The 21,034-nt window shown below is 53.1% G+C and carries 18 protein-coding genes and 1 pseudogene; 11 read left to right on the top strand and 8 right to left on the bottom strand.

Annotated elements, in window-relative coordinates:
- Window positions 1-9: 9 nt before the first annotated feature.
- A complete protein-coding gene (gene kefB, locus NNO02_RS14690; protein WP_271442315.1) occupies window positions 10-1,815 on the bottom strand; it encodes a glutathione-regulated potassium-efflux system protein KefB in 1,806 nt (601 codons plus the stop codon).
- Window positions 1,815-2,366, bottom strand: a complete 552-nt coding sequence (gene kefG / locus NNO02_RS14685) for a glutathione-regulated potassium-efflux system ancillary protein KefG (RefSeq protein ID WP_271455122.1) — start codon at window positions 2,364-2,366, stop codon at window positions 1,815-1,817. Before kefG ends, kefB begins: the two co-directional genes overlap by 1 nt.
- 132 nt (window positions 2,367-2,498) lie before the next feature.
- On the opposite strand from kefG, the gene NNO02_RS14680 reads away from it, so the two are divergent.
- The 4 genes and pseudogenes from NNO02_RS14680 (at window position 2,499) to NNO02_RS14665 (ending at window position 6,781) form a co-directional block, all read left to right on the top strand.
- Entirely contained in the window at window positions 2,499-4,400 is a 1,902-nt protein-coding gene (locus tag NNO02_RS14680; protein WP_271455120.1) for an ABC transporter ATP-binding protein, read from the top strand.
- Window positions 4,401-4,574: 174 nt separating this feature from the next.
- A pseudogene (locus NNO02_RS14675) lies at window positions 4,575-5,643 on the top strand (hydrolase).
- A complete protein-coding gene (locus tag NNO02_RS14670) occupies window positions 5,640-5,858 on the top strand; it encodes a YheU family protein (RefSeq protein WP_202037580.1) in 219 nt (72 codons plus the stop codon). Before NNO02_RS14675 ends, NNO02_RS14670 begins: the two are co-directional and overlap by 4 nt.
- Window positions 5,859-5,911: 53 nt before the next feature.
- Entirely contained in the window at window positions 5,912-6,781 is an 870-nt protein-coding gene (locus tag NNO02_RS14665) for a phosphoribulokinase (RefSeq protein ID WP_008786301.1), read from the top strand.
- A 98-nt stretch (window positions 6,782-6,879) separates the two neighbouring features.
- Here NNO02_RS14665 and NNO02_RS14660 read toward each other — a convergent pair whose 3' ends face one another.
- Entirely contained in the window at window positions 6,880-7,284 is a 405-nt protein-coding gene (locus tag NNO02_RS14660) for an OsmC family protein (RefSeq protein ID WP_202037578.1), read from the bottom strand.
- A gap of 308 nt (window positions 7,285-7,592) precedes the next feature.
- Here NNO02_RS14660 and crp point away from each other — a divergent pair, with 308 nt between their 5' ends.
- Together crp and NNO02_RS14650 are read left to right on the top strand one after the other, a co-directional pair.
- Complete coding sequence (gene crp / locus NNO02_RS14655) at window positions 7,593-8,225, top strand: cAMP-activated global transcriptional regulator CRP (protein WP_000242758.1); 633 nt, start codon at window positions 7,593-7,595, stop codon at window positions 8,223-8,225.
- 51 nt (window positions 8,226-8,276) lie between these two features.
- The gene (locus NNO02_RS14650; protein ID WP_271455121.1) at window positions 8,277-10,364 is read left to right on the top strand and encodes a YccS/YhfK family putative transporter; all 2,088 of its coding nucleotides are present in this window, start codon (window positions 8,277-8,279) and stop codon (window positions 10,362-10,364) included.
- A 90-nt stretch (window positions 10,365-10,454) separates the two neighbouring features.
- Here NNO02_RS14650 and argD read toward each other — a convergent pair whose 3' ends face one another.
- The 5 genes from argD to ppiA form a co-directional block, all read right to left on the bottom strand.
- Complete coding sequence (gene argD / locus NNO02_RS14645) at window positions 10,455-11,672, bottom strand: bifunctional acetylornithine/succinyldiaminopimelate transaminase (protein WP_271455119.1); 1,218 nt, start codon at window positions 11,670-11,672, stop codon at window positions 10,455-10,457.
- Between the two features lie 85 nt (window positions 11,673-11,757).
- The gene (gene pabA, locus NNO02_RS14640) at window positions 11,758-12,321 is read right to left on the bottom strand and encodes an aminodeoxychorismate synthase component 2 (protein ID WP_271455118.1); all 564 of its coding nucleotides are present in this window, start codon (window positions 12,319-12,321) and stop codon (window positions 11,758-11,760) included.
- A 31-nt stretch (window positions 12,322-12,352) separates the two neighbouring features.
- A complete protein-coding gene (locus NNO02_RS14635; protein WP_271455117.1) occupies window positions 12,353-12,955 on the bottom strand; it encodes a putative adenosine monophosphate-protein transferase Fic in 603 nt (200 codons plus the stop codon).
- Window positions 12,945-13,112 carry a YhfG family protein gene (locus tag NNO02_RS14630; RefSeq protein WP_271448649.1) on the bottom strand — a complete coding sequence of 56 codons (168 nt, stop codon included), beginning with the start codon at window positions 13,110-13,112 and terminating at the stop codon, window positions 12,945-12,947. Before NNO02_RS14630 ends, NNO02_RS14635 begins: the two co-directional genes overlap by 11 nt.
- Window positions 13,113-13,218: 106 nt before the next feature.
- Window positions 13,219-13,791, bottom strand: coding sequence for a peptidylprolyl isomerase A (gene ppiA, locus NNO02_RS14625; RefSeq protein WP_137381141.1), 573 nt, complete (start codon window positions 13,789-13,791; stop codon window positions 13,219-13,221).
- 266 nt (window positions 13,792-14,057) lie between these two features.
- On the opposite strand from ppiA, the gene tsgA reads away from it, so the two are divergent.
- The 5 genes from tsgA to cysG all read left to right on the top strand — a co-directional run bounded on the left by tsgA (window position 14,058) and on the right by cysG (window position 20,787).
- On the top strand, window positions 14,058-15,239 hold the full coding sequence (tsgA, locus tag NNO02_RS14620) for an MFS transporter TsgA (RefSeq protein WP_137381142.1): 1,182 nt from the start codon (window positions 14,058-14,060) through the stop codon (window positions 15,237-15,239).
- Window positions 15,240-15,544: 305 nt separating this feature from the next.
- Window positions 15,545-18,088: an NADPH-nitrite reductase large subunit gene (gene nirB / locus NNO02_RS14615; RefSeq protein ID WP_271455116.1), complete on the top strand. Its 2,544-nt coding sequence runs from the start codon at window positions 15,545-15,547 to the stop codon at window positions 18,086-18,088.
- Window positions 18,085-18,411, top strand: coding sequence for a nitrite reductase small subunit NirD (gene nirD / locus NNO02_RS14610; protein WP_045448391.1), 327 nt, complete (start codon window positions 18,085-18,087; stop codon window positions 18,409-18,411). Before nirB ends, nirD begins: the two co-directional genes overlap by 4 nt.
- A gap of 172 nt (window positions 18,412-18,583) precedes the next feature.
- Entirely contained in the window at window positions 18,584-19,387 is an 804-nt protein-coding gene (gene nirC / locus NNO02_RS14605; protein ID WP_271455115.1) for a nitrite transporter NirC, read from the top strand.
- A 26-nt stretch (window positions 19,388-19,413) separates the two neighbouring features.
- Window positions 19,414-20,787: a siroheme synthase CysG gene (gene cysG, locus NNO02_RS14600; RefSeq protein ID WP_271455114.1), complete on the top strand. Its 1,374-nt coding sequence runs from the start codon at window positions 19,414-19,416 to the stop codon at window positions 20,785-20,787.
- The last annotated feature ends 247 nt before the right edge of the window (window positions 20,788-21,034 follow it).

The raw sequence follows: 21,034 nt of genomic DNA, 5'->3' as shown, positions 1-21,034 counted from the left end.
GGTTATCCTCTACTCAAATTCATCCCAGCCATCCAACTGGCGCCGTTCTTTCTGCATCTCCCGCTGGAAAATCTCCTCCAGCTCACGCCGGGCCTCTCTGGCACGAGAGATTTGCACCGTATCGGTATGCATCGGGATCAATTCCCGTAGCATGCGCATATCGAGTCGACGAAAATGTAACTGGGCGCGCTGCGCCTGATGCGGATGCATCCCCAACGACACCAGCGCTTTGCGCCCCAGTTCCAGTGCGCTCGAGAAGGTTTCACGGGAAAACTGCGTGACACCTGCCTGTAATAACTCATGCGCCTCTACACGTCCGCGCGCTCGCGCAAGAATATGCAAATGCGGAAAATGTTGTTGGCACAGTTCCACCAGCTTCATCGTGTCTTCAGGTTCATTGCAGGTAATCACAATAGACTGCGCCGCCTCTGCGCCAGCGGAACGTAAAAGCTCCACCTGCGTGGCGTCACCGTAATAGACTTTATAGCCATATTTACGCATCAGATTCACCGCACTGATATCCCGCTCCAGGACGGTAATACGCATTTTGTTCGCCATCAGCAAACGGCCGATCACCTGACCAAAACGCCCAAACCCCACCACGATAACCTGCGGCTTATCGTCTTCCACCCAGGGCTGTTCATCTTCCTCATCCGGGCCGTTGAACTGGCGAGAGAGCCATTTATCAATCAGCTTCATCAACAGTGGCGTGGTCATCATCGACAGCGTGACGGTTACCAGCAAAAGTGCCATTTGATCGCCCTGAAACAGCCGCTGGGAAGATGCCGTTGAAAAAAGCACGAAGGCAAATTCTCCGCCCTGGCTTAGCACCCCCGCAAATTGCATCCGCTCCGAGCTTCTCATGCCATTCAGCCGCGCCAACACATAGAGCACCAGCGTCTTCACGATGACCAGTACCATCACGCTCGCCACTACCCACAAAATATGGGTATAAAGCACGCCAAGGTTAAGTGACATCCCCACCGAGATGAAAAATAACCCGAGCAAAAGCCCTTTAAAGGGATCAATCGCCGTTTCCAGTTCATGTCGATATTCGCTTTCCGCCAGCAGCACGCCAGCGATAAACGTTCCCAGCGCCATCGACAGGCCCAGCGCATCCATAAATAACGCAGAACCCAATACCAGCAGCAACGTGGCCGCGGTAAACACTTCCCGCACGCCGGACCCCGCAATAAAGCGAAAGACAGGACGCAGCAGATAGCGTCCGCCAATCAACATGCCAGCAAAAGCCAACACCTTCATGCCCACTTTGATCCAGTCAAAATGCTCATCGGCTGATCCTGCTAACAGCGGAACCAGCGCCAACGCGGGGATCACCGCCAAATCCTGGAACAACAGCACTGAAAAGCCCAGTTGTCCGGATTCACTGCGGTTCATCCCTTTTTCCCGCATCAGCTGTAACGCCATTGCCGTCGATGACATCGCCAAACCAATCCCACCGACTACCGCCGCCTGCCAGGAAAAGTCAGTGAGCATCAATAACCCTGCCAGGACAAGCGCGCTAAGTAACACCTGCGCGGCACCGACACCAAAAATTGAACGCCGCAATTGCCATAGTTTAGCCGGGTTAAGTTCCAGCCCGATGATGAACATCAGGAAGACCACGCCCAGCTCAGAGAAGTGCAGAATTTCATCCACATCGCTGATGAAGCCAAGTCCCCATGGGCCAATAGCGATCCCCGCCAGCAAATAGCCCAACACCGGCCCAATACCCAGCCGCGATGCCAACGGCACCGCAGCCACCGCCGCGAAGAGGAACAGCACTCCCGCCGTCAATAAATCAGAACCTTCCATCAGCGGCCTCCCACAGGAATCGGATTCGCCAGCCAGTCACCATACGCTTTAGCATGGCTGTCCAGCTCCTGCTTCGTTTGCCGTCTGGCCCAGTAAACGATGATGGGACTCATCCAGTGCATCCGGCACATTCCTGCCGTCAGCTCAAAAGGACGTAACACATCACTCATCGGATAGCGGTTCAGCGCGTCATACCGATACGCACTTTCCGGCTCACCAGTGGTGATCACACTCCGCCAGTACTTTCCCGCCAGTTGGTTCCCTCCGGGGCCACTGGCAAACCCGCGACTCAGTACGCGGTCAAGCCACTCCTTTAGCAGAGCCGGGCAGCTATAGGTATAGAGTGGATGCTGAAAAACAATCACGTCATGCCCACGCAGCAATTCCTGCTCGTGCGAAATATCGATAAAAAAATCGGGATAGTGCGCGTAAAGATCGTGCACGGTAACATTATTGAGCTGCATGGCCGGTTTAAGCAGAACCCGGTTCGCGACCGAGTCCTGAGATTCCGGATGGGCATACAGCAGCAACACTTTCGCTGGCTGGGACATCATCCCCCTCCCGGTTTTGTCTTTTGTCTATTTTCGGCGTTTTGGGCTACCATTGCGCCTCGGTGCGGCAAATAGCCCACACATTACATTATCATAATGATAAATTAACATAGTCTGAACATACGGCGCCTTATGATTGTTTTCTCATCGTTACAAATTCGTCGCGGCGTGCGCGTCTTGCTGGACAATGCCACGGCCACCATTAATCCTGGGCAGAAGGTTGGCCTGGTGGGTAAAAATGGCTGCGGTAAATCTACCCTGCTGGCATTGCTGAAAAATGAAATCAGCGCAGACGCCGGCGGATTTACGTTCCCGGGAAACTGGCAACTCGCATGGGTGAATCAGGAAACGCCAGCGTTACCACAGCCTGCGCTGGAATACGTGATTGATGGCGACCGCGAATATCGTCAACTGGAAGCCCAGTTAAACGATGCCAACGAACGTAACGATGGGCACGCTATTGCCACCGTCCATGGCAAACTGGATGCCATCGATGCCTGGACCGTGCGCTCACGCGCGGCCAGCCTGCTGCACGGTCTCGGTTTCTCTAACGAGCAGCTAGAGCGCCCGGTCAGCGATTTCTCTGGTGGCTGGCGTATGCGTCTCAATCTGGCCCAGGCGCTGATTTGCCGTTCAGACCTGTTGCTGCTCGATGAACCGACCAACCACCTCGATCTTGACGCGGTGATCTGGCTGGAAAGATGGCTGAAAAGCTACCAGGGCACGCTGATATTGATCTCCCATGACCGTGACTTCCTCGATCCGGTGGTGGATAAAATTATTCATATCGAACAGCAAACCATGTTCGAGTACACCGGCAACTACAGCGCGTTTGAAATCCAGCGTGCGACCCGCCTTGCACAACAACAAGCGATGTACGAAAGCCAGCAAGAGCGCGTGGCGCATCTGCAAAGCTATATCGATCGTTTCCGCGCAAAAGCAACCAAGGCAAAACAGGCGCAGAGCCGTATCAAAATGCTGGAGCGCATGGAGCTTATCGCGCCAGCGCATGTCGATAACCCATTCCATTTCAGCTTCCGTGAACCGGAAAGCCTGCCTAACCCACTGCTGAAAATGGAAAAAGTGAGTGCTGGCTACGGCGATCGCACAATCCTCGATTCCATCAAACTGAATCTGGTGCCGGGTTCCCGCATTGGCCTGTTAGGCCGCAACGGTGCGGGCAAATCAACGCTGATCAAGCTGCTGGCCGGCGAACTGGCCCCTATCAGTGGCGAAATTGGTCTGGCGAAGGGCATCAAACTGGGTTACTTCGCACAGCATCAACTGGAATTTTTGCGCGCTGATGAATCCCCCATTCAGCACCTGGCACGTATGGCGCCGCAAGAGCTCGAACAGAAACTGCGTGATTATCTTGGTGGATTCGGCTTCCAGGGCGATAAAGTCAGCGAAGAAACCCGACGTTTCTCCGGCGGTGAAAAAGCGCGTCTGGTGTTGGCACTGATCGTCTGGCAGCGCCCGAACCTGCTGCTGCTTGATGAACCGACCAACCACCTGGATCTGGACATGCGCCAGGCGCTGACCGAAGCGTTGATCGATTTCGAAGGTGCTCTGGTTGTGGTATCGCACGATCGCCACTTGATTCGCTCCACCACCGATGATCTCTACCTGGTACACGACAAGAAGGTCGAACCGTTTGATGGCGATCTGGAGGATTACCAGCAATGGCTGAGCGACGTACAAAAACAAGAAAACCAGGGCGACGAACCGGCAAAAGAGAGCGTTAACAGCGCCCAGGCGCGTAAGGACCAGAAACGCCGCGAAGCCGAGCTACGCAGCCTGACACAACCGCTGCGTAAAGAGATTACCCGTCTGGAAAAAGAGATGGAGAAGCTACACTCACAGCTGGCACAGGCTGAAGAGAAGCTCGGTGATAGCGAACTGTACGACCAAAGTCGTAAAGCTGAGCTCACGGCATGCCTGCAACAACAGGCAAGCGCGAAGTCCGGGCTGGAAGAGTGTGAGATGGCCTGGCTGGATGCGCAGGAACAGCTTGAGCAGATGCTGGCCGAGTAGCCCTGATTGCCGGATAAGGCGAAACCGCCATCCGGCGTCGGAGTTGATAATGCCTGATGGCGACGTTCGCGCGTCTTATCAGGCCTATGTTTCGGCCCGTAGTTGCGCTCCAGGCTCACGTAACCTGCTGACTGACTAGCGACAAAATCACATATTGGCTAACCCGCACGCGCTGTGCGCGGTATAGTTATTCTTTCCGATTATTAATTGCTCTGGTGTTATGGTTGAAATCACATCCACAGAAATGACCCCACCTACCGACGATTCGCGAGAATTCCGCCCGATGCGTGGTATCAGTAACCGTCATCTACAGACGATGCTGCCGCGTTTAATACGCCGTAAGGTGAAGTTCGATGCCCATTGGCAGCGTCTGGAATTACCCGATGGTGACTTTGTCGACCTGGCATGGAGCGAAGATCCACAGCAGGCCAAACATAAGCCGCGCCTGGTGGTTTTTCACGGTCTGGAAGGAAGCCTGAACAGTCCGTACGCGCATGGCCTGATTGAAGCGGCGCAAAAGCGCGGCTGGCTCGGTGTAGTGATGCATTTTCGTGGCTGTAGCGGTGAGCCAAATCGCCTGAATCGTATTTATCACTCTGGTGAAACAGAAGATGGCACCTGGTTTTTAAACTGGCTGGAGCGCGAGTTTGGACGCGTTCCAACCGCTGCAGTAGGTTATTCGCTCGGTGGGAATATGCTGGCCTGCCTGCTGGCGAAAGAAGGGAACACGATCCCCATTGATGCGGCAGTTATCGTCTCTGCACCGTTTGTGCTGGAAGCGTGTAGTTATCACATGGAGAAGGGTTTCTCCCGCGTCTACCAGCGCTACCTGCTCAATCTGCTGAAAGCCAACGCCTCACGGAAACTGGAAGCGTATCCGGGGTCGCTGCCAGTGAGCCTCGCGCAATTAAAATCCCTGCGTCGTATTCGCGATTTCGACGATTTGATCACGGCTAAAATCCACGGTTTTGCTGATGCTATAGATTACTATCGTCAGTGCAGCGCCATGCCACTGTTGAATCGGATCGCCAAACCGACGCTGATTATCCACGCCAAAGACGATCCGTTTATGGATAGCCATGTCATCCCACAACCCGAGAATCTGCCCCCACAGGTGGAGTATCAACTCACCGAGCACGGTGGACACGTCGGATTTATTGGTGGCACGTTACGTCGCCCTGAGATGTGGCTGGAATCGCGTATTCCAGACTGGCTGACAACATATCTGGAGGCATCATCATGATGATTCCCTGGCAAGACATCTCCCCGGACGCGCTGGATAACCTGATTGAAAGCTTTGTCTTGCGCGAAGGCACCGATTATGGTGAACATGAACGCTCGCTCGAACAAAAAGTCGCCGACGTCAAACGCCAACTACAATCAGGTGAAGCTGTACTGGTGTGGTCCGAACTGCATGAAACGGTCAACATAATGCCGAGGAAACAGCTTCACGAGTAATCCGCTGCCGACGGCTGACTATAATAAAAAACCAACCTATTTATGGAGTTGTTATGTCTGCCAAACATCCGGTGATTGCGGTAACAGGATCCAGTGGCGCGGGGACCACCACCACCAGCCTCGCGTTTCGTAAAATTTTCGCACAGTTAAATCTGCGTGCCGCCGAGGTGGAAGGTGACAGTTTTCATCGTTATACCCGCCCGGAAATGGATATGGCGATCCGCAAAGCGCGCGACGCCGGACGACACATCAGCTACTTCGGCCCTGAAGCGAATGACTTTGGCCTGCTCGAACAAACCTTCATTGAGTACGGCCAGACGGGAAAAGGACAGTCGCGTAAATATCTGCATACCTATGATGAAGCCGTTCCATGGAACCAGGTTCCGGGCACATTCACCCCATGGCAACCGCTTCCTGAACCTACTGATGTACTGTTCTATGAAGGATTGCACGGCGGCGTCGTTACACCACAACAAAATGTGGCGCGGCATGTCGATCTGCTTGTGGGTGTTGTCCCTATTGTGAACCTGGAGTGGATCCAGAAACTCACCCGCGATACCAGCGAACGCGGGCATTCACGTGAAGCGGTAATGGACTCGGTCGTTCGTTCAATGGACGATTATATCAATTACATTACGCCGCAGTTTTCCCGCACGCATATTAACTTCCAGCGAGTGCCCACCGTCGACACCTCCAACCCCTTTGCGGCAAAGAGTATTCCGTCACTGGATGAGAGCTTTGTAGTGATTCATTTTCGTAATCTGGAAGGCATCGATTATCCCTGGCTGCTGGCTATGCTGCAGGGTTCATTCATTTCCCATATCAATACATTAGTCGTGCCGGGCGGCAAGATGGGGCTGGCGATGGAATTGATCATGCTGCCATTGGTACAGAGGCTGATGGAAGGTAAAAAGATAGAGTGATGTATGGGATGTGCCCGATGGCGCTACGCTTATCGGGCCTACGAGTCGGTATCGTTATGTAGGCCGGATAAGGCTACGCCGCCATCCGGCATCATATGTTAAGCAGCAATCACTTCGTAGGAATGGGTGATATTCACCGCTTTTTCCAGCATCAACGCCACGGAGCAATATTTCTCAGCAGAAAGATCAACCGCCCGAGACACAGACGCATCTTTCAGGTCGCGACCCGTCACGATGAAATGCAGATTGATGTGGGTAAACAGACGCGGTGCTTCTTCACGGCGCTCAGAGGTGAGCTTCACTTCGCAGTTGGTGACATCCTGGCGTCCCTTTTGCAGAATGGACACGACATCAATGGCGCTACACCCCCCTGCCGCCATTAATACCATCTCCATCGGGCTCGGCGCTTTATCACCAGAGTTACCGTCCATCAAAATTTGGTGGCCTGAGGCGGACTCACCGAGGAAGGTTAACCCCTCAACCCACTTTACACGCGCTTGCATATTTCGTAACTCCAATGTTTCAATTTTCCTGACAGATTACGCGTACATAACAATTCTCGCAATGGAAGGCGACCTGCGTCATGCTGAAGCGAGACACCAGGAGACACACGGCGAAAGCTATGCTAAAACAGTCGGGATGCTACAGTAATACATTGACGTACTGCATGTATGCAGAGGACATCACATTACAGGCTGCAATCTATTTTTAGCAGCCCCCTTCCCAGGTAGCGGGAAGCACATTTTTGCAACCCCAGAGACAGCGTCGTGTTCTGGCTCTGGAGACAGCTTATAACAGAGGATAACCGCGCATGGTGCTTGGCAAACCGCAAACAGACCCGACTCTCGAATGGTTCTTGTCTCATTGCCATATTCATAAGTACCCATCGAAGAGCACGCTGATTCACCAGGGTGAAAAAGCGGAAACGTTGTATTACATCGTTAAAGGCTCAGTGGCAGTGCTGATCAAAGATGAAGAAGGGAAAGAAATGATCCTCTCTTATCTGAATCAGGGCGATTTTATTGGTGAATTAGGCCTCTTCGAAGAAGGCCAGGAACGTAGCGCCTGGGTACGTGCCAAAACCGCATGTGAAGTCGCTGAAATTTCCTACAAAAAATTTCGCCAATTAATCCAGGTCAACCCAGATATTCTGATGCGTCTGTCTTCTCAGATGGCTCGTCGTCTGCAGGTAACGTCTGAAAAAGTGGGCAACCTTGCCTTCCTCGACGTAACCGGTCGTATCGCCCAGACTCTGCTGAATCTGGCGAAACAGCCTGACGCGATGACCCACCCGGATGGCATGCAGATTAAAATCACCCGTCAGGAAATTGGCCAGATCGTTGGCTGTTCCCGTGAAACCGTTGGTCGTATCCTGAAGATGCTGGAAGATCAGAACCTGATCTCCGCACATGGTAAGACCATCGTCGTCTACGGCACGCGTTAATCCCATCGACATGGCGTGTTACGTAGTAATGCGCCATTTTTGTTTGCTCCGATGTGGCGAAGACTGATTTATCACCCCGAGATCAACTACGCACTACGACAGACGCTGGTGCTATGTTTACCTGTGGCTGTCGGTCTTATCATTGGTCAGCTTCATCTGGGACTGTTGTTCTCCCTCGTCCCTGCCTGTTGCAATATTGCGGGTCTTGATACCCCACATAAGCGCTTTTTCAAACGCTTAGTGATTGGCGCGTCGCTGTTTGCCGGTTGCAGCCTGATCATGCAGTTACTGCTGGCGCAAGCGATACCGCTACCGCTGATCCTCACCGGCCTGACGCTGATTCTCGGTGTGACTGCTGAGCTAAGCCCGTTGCATGCGCGACTTCTGCCCGCCTCACTGATCGCGGCGATTTTCACACTGAGTCTGGCCGGGAACATGCCCGTCTGGGAGCCATTGCTGATCTACGCGCTGGGGACAGTATGGTACGGCCTGTTTAACTGGTTCTGGTTCTGGATGTGGCGTGAACAACCGCTGCGCGAATCACTCAGTTTGTTGTACCGCGAATTAGCCGATTACTGTGAGGCCAAATACAGCATGTTGACCCAGCATGCCGATCCCGAAAAAGCGCTACCCCCCCTGCTGGTCCGTCAACAGAAAGCCGTGGATCTGATTACCCAGTGCTACCAGCAAATGCACATGCTGTCGGCACATCACAATAATGAATACAAACGCCTGCTACGTGCCTTTCAGGAGGCGCTCGATTTACAAGAACATATTTCCGTTAGCCTGCACCAGCCCGAAGAAGTGCAAAAGCTGGTCGAGCGTAGCCACGCGGAGCAGGTGATTCGCTGGAATGCTCGCACCGTTGCGGAACGTCTGCGCGTACTGGCCGATGATATTTTGTACCACCGCTTGCCGACGCGTTTTTCGATGGAAAAGCAGATCGGCACCCTGGAGAAGATTGCCCGGCAGCACCCGGATAACCCGGTGGGACAATTTTGCTACTGGCATTTCAGCCGCATTGCCCGTGTACTGCGTACCCAACGCCCACTGTATGCCCGGGATTTGATGGCTGATAAACAGCGTCGATTACCGTTAATTCCTGCACTGAAAAACTATTTATCGTTGAAATCTCCGGCGCTGCGTAACGCCGGACGCATCAGCGTCATGTTGAGTATCGCAAGCCTAATGGGTAGCGCTTTACACCTGCCAAAACCTTACTGGATCCTGATGACGATACTGTTCGTCACGCAAAATGGCTACGGCGCAACCCGGGTGCGTATTTTACACCGCTCGGTGGGCACGCTTGTCGGACTGATTATTGCCGGCGTCACGTTGCACTTTCATATTCCTGAGGGCTTCACGCTGGCGGCTATGCTGCTGATAACCCTGGTGAGCTATCTGATCATCCGTAAAAACTACGGCTGGGCTACCGTGGGCTTTACGGTCACGGCGGTATATACCCTACAGTTACTCACGTTGAACGGTGAACAGTTTATCGTGCCCCGGTTTGTCGACACCGTGATTGGCTGCTTAATCGCCTTTGGCGGCACGCTCTGGCTGTGGCCGCAATGGCAGAGTGGTTTACTACGTAAGAACGCTCACGATGCACTAGGAGCAGACCAAGAAGCCATCCGTCTCATCCTCAGCAACGATCCGCAGGCCACGCCGTTGGCGTATCAGCGCATGCGGGTCAATCAGGCGCAAAACACGCTGTTTAACTCATTAAACCAGGCCATGCAGGAACCTGGGTTTAACTCGCACTATCTGGCAGATATGAAACTGTGGGTTACACACAGCCAGTTCATCGTCGAGCACATCAATGCAATGACTACCCTGGCAAGGGAGCACACGATGTTGACGCCGGATCTGGCGCAGCGATATCTGGAATCCTGCGAAATTGCGCTCCAGCGCTGTCAACAGCGGCTGGAATATGACGGACCGGGAAGTTCTGGTGATGTGAATATTCTCGAATCACCAGAGATGCTCTCACACGGCCCATTAAGTACGCTTGAGCAGCATCTACAACGAATACTGGGGCACCTTAACACCATGCACACCATCTCTTCTGTTGCCTGGCGCCAGCGACCGCACCACGGGATCTGGCTGAGCCGCCGACTGCGGGACATGAAGGGTTAAGAGATTTGCCGGATGGCGCTACGCTATCCGGCCTACGAATCACACCTTACCCTGTAGGCCGGATAAGGCGCTCGCGCCGCCATCCGGCAATCAGCCCACCACTTTCGCTACCGCTTGGGCAAAACGCTGCATCCCTTCATCGATATCAGCCTGCTCTACCACCAGCGACGGCGCAAAACGCATCACGTCCGGCCCGGCGTTTAGTACCATCACCCCTTCGCGCGCAGCAGCGTAAAGGAAATCACGCGCCCGGCCTTTAAACTGCGGCTTCAACTCAGCGCCAATCAACAGTCCCATGCCGCGAATATCGCTGAAAATATCAAACTGCTGATCAATTTTCTGCAAATGCTGCACAAAGGCATGGCGTTTGGCCTGAATACCTTCCAGCACTTCCGGGGTGTTAATAATATCGAACGCCGCTCCCGCAACCGCGCAGGCCAGCGGGTTACCGCCGTAGGTCGAACCGTGCGAGCCAACATGGAACGCGGAGGCTATCTCCAGCGTCGTCAGTACCGCGCTCACCGGAAATCCACCGCCAAGCGCTTTAGCACTGGTCAGGATATCCGGCGTCACGCCGTAGTGCATATACGCAAACAGGTCACCGGTACGCCCCATCCCACACTGCACTTCATCAAACACCAGCAGCGCCTGATGTTGATCACACAGTTCGCGCAGCCCCTGCAGGAATTCAGGCGTGGCAGCGGTAACCCCACCCTCCCCCTGAATAGGCTCAACCACCACCGCACAGGTATGATCATCCATCACCGCTTTTACGGCATGCAGATCGTTAAACGGTACATGGATGATATCCGCGGGCTTTGGTCCAAAGCCATCAGAGTATTTCGGCTGCCCACCCACGGAAACGGTAAACAGCGATCGACCGTGAAACGCATTATGGAAGGCGATAATTTTAGTTTTGAATGGGCTATGGCGCACACAGGCGTAATGGCGTGCCAGCTTAAAGGCGGTTTCGTTAGCTTCGGTACCGGAGTTCATGAACAACACGCGTTCAGCAAAGGTCGCATCGATGATTTTACGGCCTAAGCGCAACGCCGGTTCGTTGGTGAAAACGTTACTGGTGTGCCACAGAGTTTCGCCCTGGGTTTTTAACGCCTCAACCAGCGCCGGATGGCAATGCCCTAACGCGGTCACTGCAATGCCGCCCGCGAAATCAACGTACTCTTTACCCTGCTGATCCCAGACTCGACTTCCTTTCCCCTTTACCGGGATAAACTCTGCCGGTGCATAAATCGGCAGAATCACTTCATCGAATGTTGCGCGCGTAATTGCAGTTTGTTCAGTTGCCATGTCATTACCACCCTGTTAAGCAGAAATGCTAGTGAAATTATAATCACAAAATATGAATAAAAAATCACTGAATAGCAACCATAAATCACCGGTTAAGGAAATTAGCCAGCAACTGATGCCCCTGATCGCTGAGGATGCTCTCCGGGTGAAATTGCACCCCTTCCATATCCCACTCACGGTGACGAATGCCCATAATCTCCTGCGTTTCACTCCACGCCGTCACGTCAAAGCATTCAGGCAACGTCTCAGGTGCGACCACCAACGAATGGTAGCGCGTCACCGTTAGCGGGTTTGCCAATCCCTGAAAAACACCTTGCCCGGTATGCGTAATGGGTGAAGTCTTACCGTGCATCACTTTCGCCGCCCGCACGACGGTCGCGCCAAAGGCTTGGGCCATTGCCTGATGGCCCAGACAAACGCCCAGCATAGGGATCTTACCCGCATAATGACGAATGACATCCAGCGAGATGCCCGCATCATCCGGCGTGCATGGCCCCGGGGAAATGACGATTTTCTGCGGATTCAGCGCATCAATTTGCGCCAGCGTCAGCGCGTCGTTGCGTCTGACAATGACATCTGCGCCCAGTTCGCAGAAGTATTGATACAGGTTCCAGGTAAAAGAATCGTAGTTATCGATAAGCAGGATCATGGCGGCTCCGGTGCAGAAGAACCGCGCTATTCTACTCAGTTTCCAGGGCTTCGCTTACCACTTTACGAAATATCGCCTGCAGGGCGGTCAGGTCACCCATGGCACCGCTTTGATTTGCCTGGTTCCACTCCTCAACCTGGATGCCCTCCCAGTTGAGTATATACCCGGCATGAATCGCCAACTGTTCGAAGAAAATACGCTGCGCCAGACCACTGCCGATGCGAAACGGGTGCAGCACGTTAATTTCACAGTAGTAGTGTGCGAGGCGCCCCACAAACTTTTCTTCCGACAGTCCCACCAGCCAGGACTCTTCTTCCAGGTCCTGCATCAGCACGTTGCCCTCTTTCTCTATCCAGGCAAAATGGCAGAAAGGTGTGTCGCCCTGATAAATATCGACTTCGCGTAGCTTGCCAGCCCAATCAAAAATATCCTGATAAAGTTGGCGATGAATAGCGCACAGGTAGGGTAAACCACGAACTAACGGCCCCAGTTCAATTGTGGCGGCACGCAGCGCCGTCAATTCATAAGCTGCCTGCGCCAGACGCTGCGCCTGATGAACCCCCAGCCGGTTACGCATAACGTTCAGCCCAGGATACAAATAGGGGTCACGTCCATCACCGAATTTATCGCTCATAGTGCCTCCGCAATTCTTCAAGACGCGCCAGGGCGTCTTCAGCGCTCAGAGTAACCTGTGGAATATCCACGCCTTCCAGTCGCCGGCTTGCCTGGAAATTGGCATTTCGCAGTTGCGCCCAGAGCCTGGACTTTTGTTTATCGGTGAGTTTTTTCACGTGACCTCCCTGAATGAGCCGACACTTGCCACAAGTATAAGCAGCAATTTCGGGTTACGCAGAGAAGGGGGAGAACGCGGGCAGGGACTACCCGCGCAAAATAGGCTTACGGCAGGACTTTAGCGGAAAGGATAACAATCGGTTTTGACGGAACATTCTGGTAAGGACCGACATCGTGGGTCTGTACCTGCGCAATCTTGTCCGCAACATCCATACCTTTCACAACTTTACCGAACACGGCGTAACCAAAGTCACGCTGGCCATGATCGAGGAATGCATTGTCCGCAATGTTGATAAAGAACTGGCTGGTCGCACTGTCTTTATCCGCAGTACGCGCCATAGCAATCGTGCCTCGGGTGTTACGCAGCCCGTTATCCGCTTCATTCTTGATTGGCGGGTTAGGTTTTTTCTGCTGCATCTGCTCGTTAAACCCACCACCCTGCACCATAAATCCCGGGATCACACGGTGGAACGTGGTGTTGTTATAGAAACCGCTGTTGACATAATCGACAAAGTTTTGCACTGAAACCGGGGCTTTCTGGCTGTTCAGTTCCAGTTCAATGTTACCGGCAGAGGTTGTCAGCAGAACGTGCGGATCCCCTTTCGCTGCCAGCGCTGCGGGAGAGATAGCAGAAAGAGCGAAAACAGCTGCAACAGCCGCCAGAGTCGATTTGAGCATGAGATTTCCTTAAACGAGAGCAGAAACTAAAGCAAGTGGATTGATTCTAAAGAGCCTTCATGAACAAGGCCATCCCTTTACCTAATTTTACGTACTTGAAACAAATGTAACCTCATAGCCGGAAATATCTATGTGATCACGATCACATACAAAAATGTAACGAGCTCAGTAATTACCAAAAAATATTTAAATACATCACTAAAACGCCTAAAATCTGCCCGCTCACGGCGCCGTTAATGCGCCTTACACTTCTATACAGGCCAGTCATGACTAACAGCAATCGCATTAAGCTCACATGGATTAGCTTTCTCTCCTACGCCCTGACAGGTGCGTTGGTAATTGTCACCGGGATGGTGATGGGAAACATCGCAGATTATTTCCATTTGCCCGTTTCCAGCATGAGTAACACCTTCACCTTTCTGAACGCAGGTATCCTGATCTCTATTTTTCTGAATGCCTGGCTGATGGAAATCGTGCCGCTGAAAACGCAATTGCGTTTTGGCTTCATCCTGATGGTCTTGGCAATCGCCGGACTGATGCTCAGCCATAGCCTGGCGTTGTTCTCTGCAGCAATGTTTGTGCTGGGCCTGGTGAGTGGAATCACCATGTCGATTGGTACGTTCCTGGTGACTCAGATGTATGAAGGTCGCCAGCGTGGCTCCCGTCTGCTGTTTACCGACTCCTTCTTCAGCATGGCGGGCATGATTTTCCCCATGGTTGCAGCCTTCCTGCTCGCGCGCAGCATTGAATGGTACTGGGTCTATGCTTGTATCGGCCTGGTGTATGTCGCCATTTTCCTGCTGACCTTCGGCTGCGAATTCCCGGCGCTGGGCAAACATGCGCAGCAGCCAGACGCACCGGCCGTTAAAGAAAAATGGGGCATTGGCGTACTGTTCCTGGCAATTGCGGCGCTGTGTTACATCCTCGGTCAGCTTGGTTTTATCTCCTGGGTTCCGGAATACGCCAAGAGCCTGGGCATGAGCCTGAACGATGCCGGTAAACTGGTTAGCGACTTCTGGATGTCTTACATGGTCGGCATGTGGGCGTTTAGCTTTATTCTGCGTTTCTTCGATTTGCAGCGTATTCTGACCGTACTGGCGGGACTGGCCACCGTGCTGATGTATCTGTTCATCACCGGTACGCCAGAGCATATGCCGTGGTTCATTCTGACACTGGGCTTCTTCTCCAGCGCGATTTATACCACCATTATTACCCTTGGTTCTCAGCAGACCAAAGTTGCCTCACCTAAACTGGTTAACTTTGTGCTGACCTGCGGCACCATTGGTACCATGCTCACCTTCGTCGTCACCGGTCCTATCGTGGCGCACAGTGGCCCATTAGCCGCATTACAGACTGCGAACGGACTGTATGCCGTGGTGTTCGTGATGTGCTTTATCCTTGGGTTCGTCACGCGTCATCGCCTGCATAACGCACCAGCAACGCATTAATCTCAGTGCCGGAGGGCGCTTCGCTTGCCCGGCCTACACACTGCCGGATGGTGTCTGCGCCATCCGGCCTATTCTCATACCCTCTTCTTTCGCTGGCGATGTCGGCCCAAACACACTAAAACCCCTCAATTTGTATGCTAATTGTACAAATATGAAAAGCCTGTCAATTCCGTCACTTATAAAAATGCTGACAAATCAGTTATATACCTCTTAAGGAGTATATAAGGCCGAATTTGATTTGTATCAATAAGCGCGGTTGCTGAATCGTTAAGGTAGGCAGTAATAGAAAAGAAATCGAGGCAAAAATGAGCAAAGTCAGACTCGCTATTATCGGTAATGGTATGGTCGGCCATCGCTTTATTGAGGATCTTCTTGATAAATCCGACGCTGCCAATTTTGATATTACCGTCTTCTGTGAAGAACCCCGCAAAGCGTACGACCGCGTACACCTGTCATCCTACTTCTCTCACCACACCGCTGAAGAGCTTTCTCTGGTGCGTGAAGGGTTCTATGAGAAGCACGGCGTTAAGGTGTTAGTCGGTGAACGTGCAATTACCATCAACCGCCAGGAGAAGGTAATCCACTCCAGCGCGGGCCGTACGGTCTATTACGACAAGCTGATCATGGCGACCGGTTCCTATCCGTGGATCCCACCGATTAAAGGTTCCGAAACCCAGGACTGCTTCGTTTACCGTACCATCGAAGATCTCAACGCCATTGAGGCTTGCGCCCGCCGTAGTAAACGCGGTGCCGTCGTCGGTGGTGGCCTGTTAGGTCTGGAAGCCGCCGGAGCGCTGAAAAGCCTGGGCGTGGAAACCCACGTGATTGAATTCGCCCCCATGCTGATGGCTGAACAGCTGGATCATATGGGTGGCGAGCAGTTACGTCGCAAAATTGAAAGCATGGGCGTGCGTGTGCACACCAGCAAGAACACCAAAGAGATCGTCCAGGAAGGCACCGAAGCGCGCAAAACCATGCGTTTTGCCGACGGCAGCGAGCTGGAAGTTGATTTCATCGTCTTCTCCACCGGTATTCGCCCACGCGACAAACTGGCAACCCAGTGCGGTCTGGACGTCGCTCCGCGCGGCGGCATTGTCATTAACGACAGCTGCCAGACATCTGACCCGGATATCTACGCGATTGGCGAATGCGCCAGCTGGAACAACCGTGTATATGGTCTGGTGGCACCCGGCTACAAAATGGCCCAGGTCGCCGTGGATCATATCCTCGAAACTGAAAACGCTTTCGAAGGTGCGGATCTAAGCGCCAAACTGAAGTTGCTCGGCGTAGATGTTGGCGGAATTGGCGACGCGCACGCGCGTACACCGGGTGCCCGCAGCTATGTCTATCTCGATGAAAGCAAAGAAGTCTACAAACGCCTCATCGTAAGTGAAGATAACAAAACCCTGCTGGGTGCGGTTCTGGTCGGTGATACCAGCGATTACGGCAACCTGCTACAGCTTGTGCTGAACGCCATCGAACTGCCGGAAAACCCGGACTCGCTGATTCTGCCAGCGCACGCAGGCAGCGGTAAACCATCAATCGGCGTGGATAAACTCCCGGACAGCGCGCAGATTTGTTCCTGCTTCGACGTCACTAAAGGCATGCTGATTGCCGCTATCAACAAAGGTTGCCACACCGTTGCGGCGCTGAAAGCCGAGACCAAAGCCGGTACTGGCTGCGGCGGTTGTATCCCGCTGGTAACGCAGGTCCTGAACGCCGAACTGGCGAAGCAGGGTATCGAAGTGAATAACAACCTGTGTGAACACTTCCCGTATTCACGTCAGGAACTGTTCCACCTGATCCGCGTAGAAGGCATTAAAACCTTCGAAGAATTGCTGGCTAAACACGGTAAAGGTTACGGCTGCGAAGTGTGTAAACCCACCGTCGGCTCCCTGCTGGCCTCCTGCTGGAATGAATACATTCTTAAACCACAGCATACGCCGCTGCAGGACACCAACGACAACTTCCTCGCCAATATCCAGAAAGATGGTACTTACTCCGTGATCCCGCGCTCTGCGGGGGGGGAAATTACCCCTGAAGGCCTGGTGGCTGTGGGCCGTATCGCGCGTGAATTTAACCTGTACACCAAAATTACCGGTTCTCAGCGTATCGGTCTGTTCGGCGCGCAAAAAGATGACCTGCCGGAAATCTGGCGTCAGTTAATTGAAGCCGGTTTCGAAACGGGTCATGCGTACGCCAAAGCGCTACGTATGGCGAAAACCTGCGTAGGCAGCACCTGGTGCCGTTATGGTGTTGGCGATAGCGTTGGCTTCGGCGTCGAGCTGGAAAACCGCTACAAGGGCATTCGTACACCGCACAAGATGAAGTTTGGTGTTTCTGGCTGTACCCGCGAATGTGCGGAAGCCCAGGGTAAAGACGTCGGTATCATCGCCACCGAGAAAGGCTGGAACCTGTACGTTTGTGGTAACGGCGGGATGAAACCTCGTCATGCAGACCTGCTGGCGGCCGATGTCGATCGTGAAACGCTGCTCAAGTATCTTGACCGCTTTATGATGTTCTATATCCGTACTGCGGACAAACTGACCCGTACTGCACCGTGGTTAGATAACCTGGAAGGCGGTATCGAGTATCTGAAGTCCGTCATCATCGACGACAAACTGGGCCTGAACCAGCACCTGGAAGAAGAGATGGCCCGTCTGCGTGAAGCGGTGGTGTGTGAGTGGACAGAAACGGTCAACACGCCGTCCGCGCAGGTTCGTTTCAAACACTTTATCAACAGCGATAAACGCGATCCGAATGTTCAGGTTGTCCCTGAGCGCGAACAACATCGTCCGGCTACGCCTTATGAGCGTATTCCGGTGACTCTGGTGGAGGAAAACGCATGAGCCAGTGGAAAAACATCTGCAAAATCGATGACATTCTGCCTGCGACAGGCGTCTGCGCCCTGTTAGGTACTGAGCAGGTTGCTATTTTTCGCCCGTATCACAGCGATCAGGTGTTTGCGATCAGCAATATCGACCCATTCTTTGAGTCCAGCGTACTGTCGCGTGGGTTGATTGCTGAACATCAGGGTGAGCTGTGGGTCGCCAGTCCGCTCAAAAAACAGCGTTTTCGCTTAAGCGACGGTCTGTGCATGGAAGACGAACAGTTTTCCGTGAAGCATTACGAAGCCCGAGTGAAAGACGGCATGGTGCAACTGCGCGGTTAACTTATTTTTGGGAGGCGCAACGCCTCCCTTTTTTGACGTATTTGTAGGTCTTTTATTGGTAGGCCTGATAAGCGTAGCGCCATCAGGCAATTGCCGGATGGCGGCATAAATGCCTTATCCGGCCTACGGTTACGATTTCTTTTTATTTTTGTACTTCAAGGATAATCAACACATGTTCACAGACACTATTAATAAGTGTGCGGCTAACGCTGCGCGCATCGCACGCCTGTCGGCAAATAATCCACTCGGATTCTGGGTCAGCTCAGCAATGGCAGGGGCCTATGTCGGTCTCGGCATCATTCTTATTTTCACCCTCGGCAATCTGCTCGACCCATCCGTACGTCCTCTGGTAATGGGTGCAACCTTTGGTATTGCCTTAACGCTGGTGATTATCGCCGGTTCTGAACTGTTCACCGGCCACACGATGTTTCTCACGCTCGGCGTTAAAGCGGGCACCATCAGCCACGGTCAAATGTGGGCGATTCTGCCACAAACCTGGCTCGGCAACCTCGTGGGCTCTGTGTTTGTCGCTCTGTTATACAGTTGGGGCGGTGGCAGTCTGTTGCCGGTCGACACCAGCATCGTGCATACGGTCGCGCTGGCGAAAACCACCGCACCTGCAACTGTACTGTTCTTTAAAGGCGCCCTGTGTAACTGGTTGGTTTGCCTGGCAATCTGGATGGCAATCCGCACCGAAGGCGCGGCGAAGTTCCTTGCAATCTGGTGGTGTCTGCTGGCGTTTATCGCGTCCGGCTATGAACACTCCGTAGCCAATATGACGCTGTTTGCCCTTTCCTGGTTCGGCCATCACAGCGAGGCCTATACCCTGTCCGGAATTGGTCATAACCTTCTGTGGGTGACACTAGGTAATACTTTGTCCGGTGTCGTATTCATGGGATTAGGTTATTGGTATGCTACGCCAAAATCGGAGCGTCCTGTTCCGGCAAAAATCAACCAAGCTGAGAATCTGGCATAACAGCCAAATAATTAAGGGGTAATGTCGTGGATCATTTGCCTATATTTTGTCAACTACGTGACCGCGACTGCTTGATCGTCGGCGGTGGTGATGTCGCAGAACGCAAAGCGCGGTTACTGCTGGAAGCGGGCGCCCGTTTAACGGTTAATGCGCTGGCGTTTATTCCGCAGTTCAAAGTATGGGCAGATGAAAACATGCTGACGCTGGTTGAGGGGCCGTTCGATGAGTCCCTGCTCGACTCCTGCTGGCTGGCTATTGCCGCCACCGATGACGATGTCGTCAACCAAAGCGTCAGCAACGCCGCAGAGACACGCCGTATTTTCTGTAACGTGGTCGATGCGCCAAAAGCGGCCAGTTTCATCATGCCCTCAATTATCGACCGCTCTCCGCTGATGGTGGCGGTCTCCTCTGGCGGTACATCCCCTGTTCTTGCCCGCCTGCTGCGTGAAAGGCTCGAATCCGTGTTACCGCAGCATCTGGGCCAGGTCGCACAATATGCCGGGCAACTGCGCTCCCGCGTGAAAAAGCAGTTTGCCAGCATGGGTGAACGTCGCCGCTTCTGGGAAAAATTGTTTGTTAATGACCGCCTGGCGCAGTCGCTGGCGAACGACGATCAGCAAGCTGTAGAGGAAACCACTGAGCAGTTGCTCAGCGAACCGCTGGATCACCGGGGTGAAGTGGTATTGGTCGGTGCCGGTCCTGGTGATGCCGGGCTGCTGACTCTGAAAGGGCTACAGCAGATCCAGCAAGCTGATGTTGTGGTGTATGACCGTCTGGTTTCCGACGATATCATGAACCTCGTGCGTCGCGACGCAGACCGTGTGTTCGTAGGTAAACGTGCGGGTTATCACTGCGTACCGCAGGAAGAGATCAACCAGATCCTGCTGCGCGAAGCGCAACAAGGTAAACGCGTAGTGCGGCTGAAAGGCGGTGACCCGTTCATCTTTGGACGCGGTGGTGAAGAGCTGGAAACCCTGTGTCATGCCGGTATTCCATTCTCTGTCGTACCAGGCATTACCGCGGCTTCTGGTTGTTCTGCTTACTCCGGTATCCCACTGACCCATCGCGATTATGCGCAGAGCGTTCGTCTGGTTACCGGACACCTGAAAACAGGCGGTGAACTGGACTGGGAAAACCTGGCGGCAGAGAAACAAACGTTGGTGTTCTACATGGGATTGAATCAGGCGGCGACGATTCAGGAAAAACTCATCGAGTTTGGTATGCAAGCTGATATGCCGGTTGCCCTGGTCGAGAATGGTACCGCTGTAACACAGCGCGTCGTCAGCGGTGTGCTGACACAGCTCGGTGAACTGGCAAAACAGGTTGAAAGCCCGGCGCTGATTATCGTGGGCCGTGTTGTGGGATTACGCGATAAGCTGAACTGGTTCTCTAACCATTGATTCCCAACAACTCAGCGAAATAACCAACCGCATACCGTTCTGAAATCGTTCCGCTAATTAACACAAACGGCAGTCCTGGAATCTCTTTCCTGACTGCCGTTTTTATTTCCCACCTGTTTTTTAAAGCATATTTCCTTGTCTTTGGGTAGTCCTTATCTGGACTACCTCCCTGTTCCATTACTTGATATTTTCACCGGCGGAAAATGGATTTTTTCCATTTTTTTTCATATATATAAATAGTTATATC

Origin of the sequence: Citrobacter sp. Awk 2 (genome assembly GCF_028069815.1) — a bacterium.
Classification (GTDB): Bacteria; Pseudomonadota; Gammaproteobacteria; order Enterobacterales; family Enterobacteriaceae; genus Citrobacter.
This window is presented reverse-complemented; position numbering and strand designations above follow the sequence as displayed.

Bases quoted from the DNA above. Each gene is read 5' to 3' on its own strand.
- nirD (WP_045448391.1), top strand. From the start codon at position 18,085: ATGAGCCAGTGGAAAAACATCTGCAAAATCGATGACATTCTGCCTGCG.
- NNO02_RS14665 (WP_008786301.1), top strand. From the start codon at position 5,912: ATGTCTGCCAAACATCCGGTGATTGCGGTAACAGGATCCAGTGGCGCG.
- pabA (WP_271455118.1), bottom strand. From the start codon at position 12,321: ATGATCCTGCTTATCGATAACTACGATTCTTTTACCTGGAACCTGTAT.
- crp (WP_000242758.1), top strand. From the start codon at position 7,593: ATGGTGCTTGGCAAACCGCAAACAGACCCGACTCTCGAATGGTTCTTG.
- nirB (WP_271455116.1), top strand. From the start codon at position 15,545: ATGAGCAAAGTCAGACTCGCTATTATCGGTAATGGTATGGTCGGCCAT.
- kefB (WP_271442315.1), bottom strand. From the start codon at position 1,815: ATGGAAGGTTCTGATTTATTGACGGCGGGAGTGCTGTTCCTCTTCGCG.
- NNO02_RS14660 (WP_202037578.1), bottom strand. From the start codon at position 7,284: ATGCAAGCGCGTGTAAAGTGGGTTGAGGGGTTAACCTTCCTCGGTGAG.
- tsgA (WP_137381142.1), top strand. From the start codon at position 14,058: ATGACTAACAGCAATCGCATTAAGCTCACATGGATTAGCTTTCTCTCC.
- NNO02_RS14650 (WP_271455121.1), top strand. From the start codon at position 8,277: ATGTGGCGAAGACTGATTTATCACCCCGAGATCAACTACGCACTACGA.
- argD (WP_271455119.1), bottom strand. From the start codon at position 11,672: ATGGCAACTGAACAAACTGCAATTACGCGCGCAACATTCGATGAAGTG.
- NNO02_RS14680 (WP_271455120.1), top strand. From the start codon at position 2,499: ATGATTGTTTTCTCATCGTTACAAATTCGTCGCGGCGTGCGCGTCTTG.
- NNO02_RS14670 (WP_202037580.1), top strand. From the start codon at position 5,640: ATGATGATTCCCTGGCAAGACATCTCCCCGGACGCGCTGGATAACCTG.
- kefG (WP_271455122.1), bottom strand. From the start codon at position 2,366: ATGTCCCAGCCAGCGAAAGTGTTGCTGCTGTATGCCCATCCGGAATCT.
- NNO02_RS14635 (WP_271455117.1), bottom strand. From the start codon at position 12,955: ATGAGCGATAAATTCGGTGATGGACGTGACCCCTATTTGTATCCTGGG.
- nirC (WP_271455115.1), top strand. From the start codon at position 18,584: ATGTTCACAGACACTATTAATAAGTGTGCGGCTAACGCTGCGCGCATC.
- ppiA (WP_137381141.1), bottom strand. From the start codon at position 13,791: ATGCTCAAATCGACTCTGGCGGCTGTTGCAGCTGTTTTCGCTCTTTCT.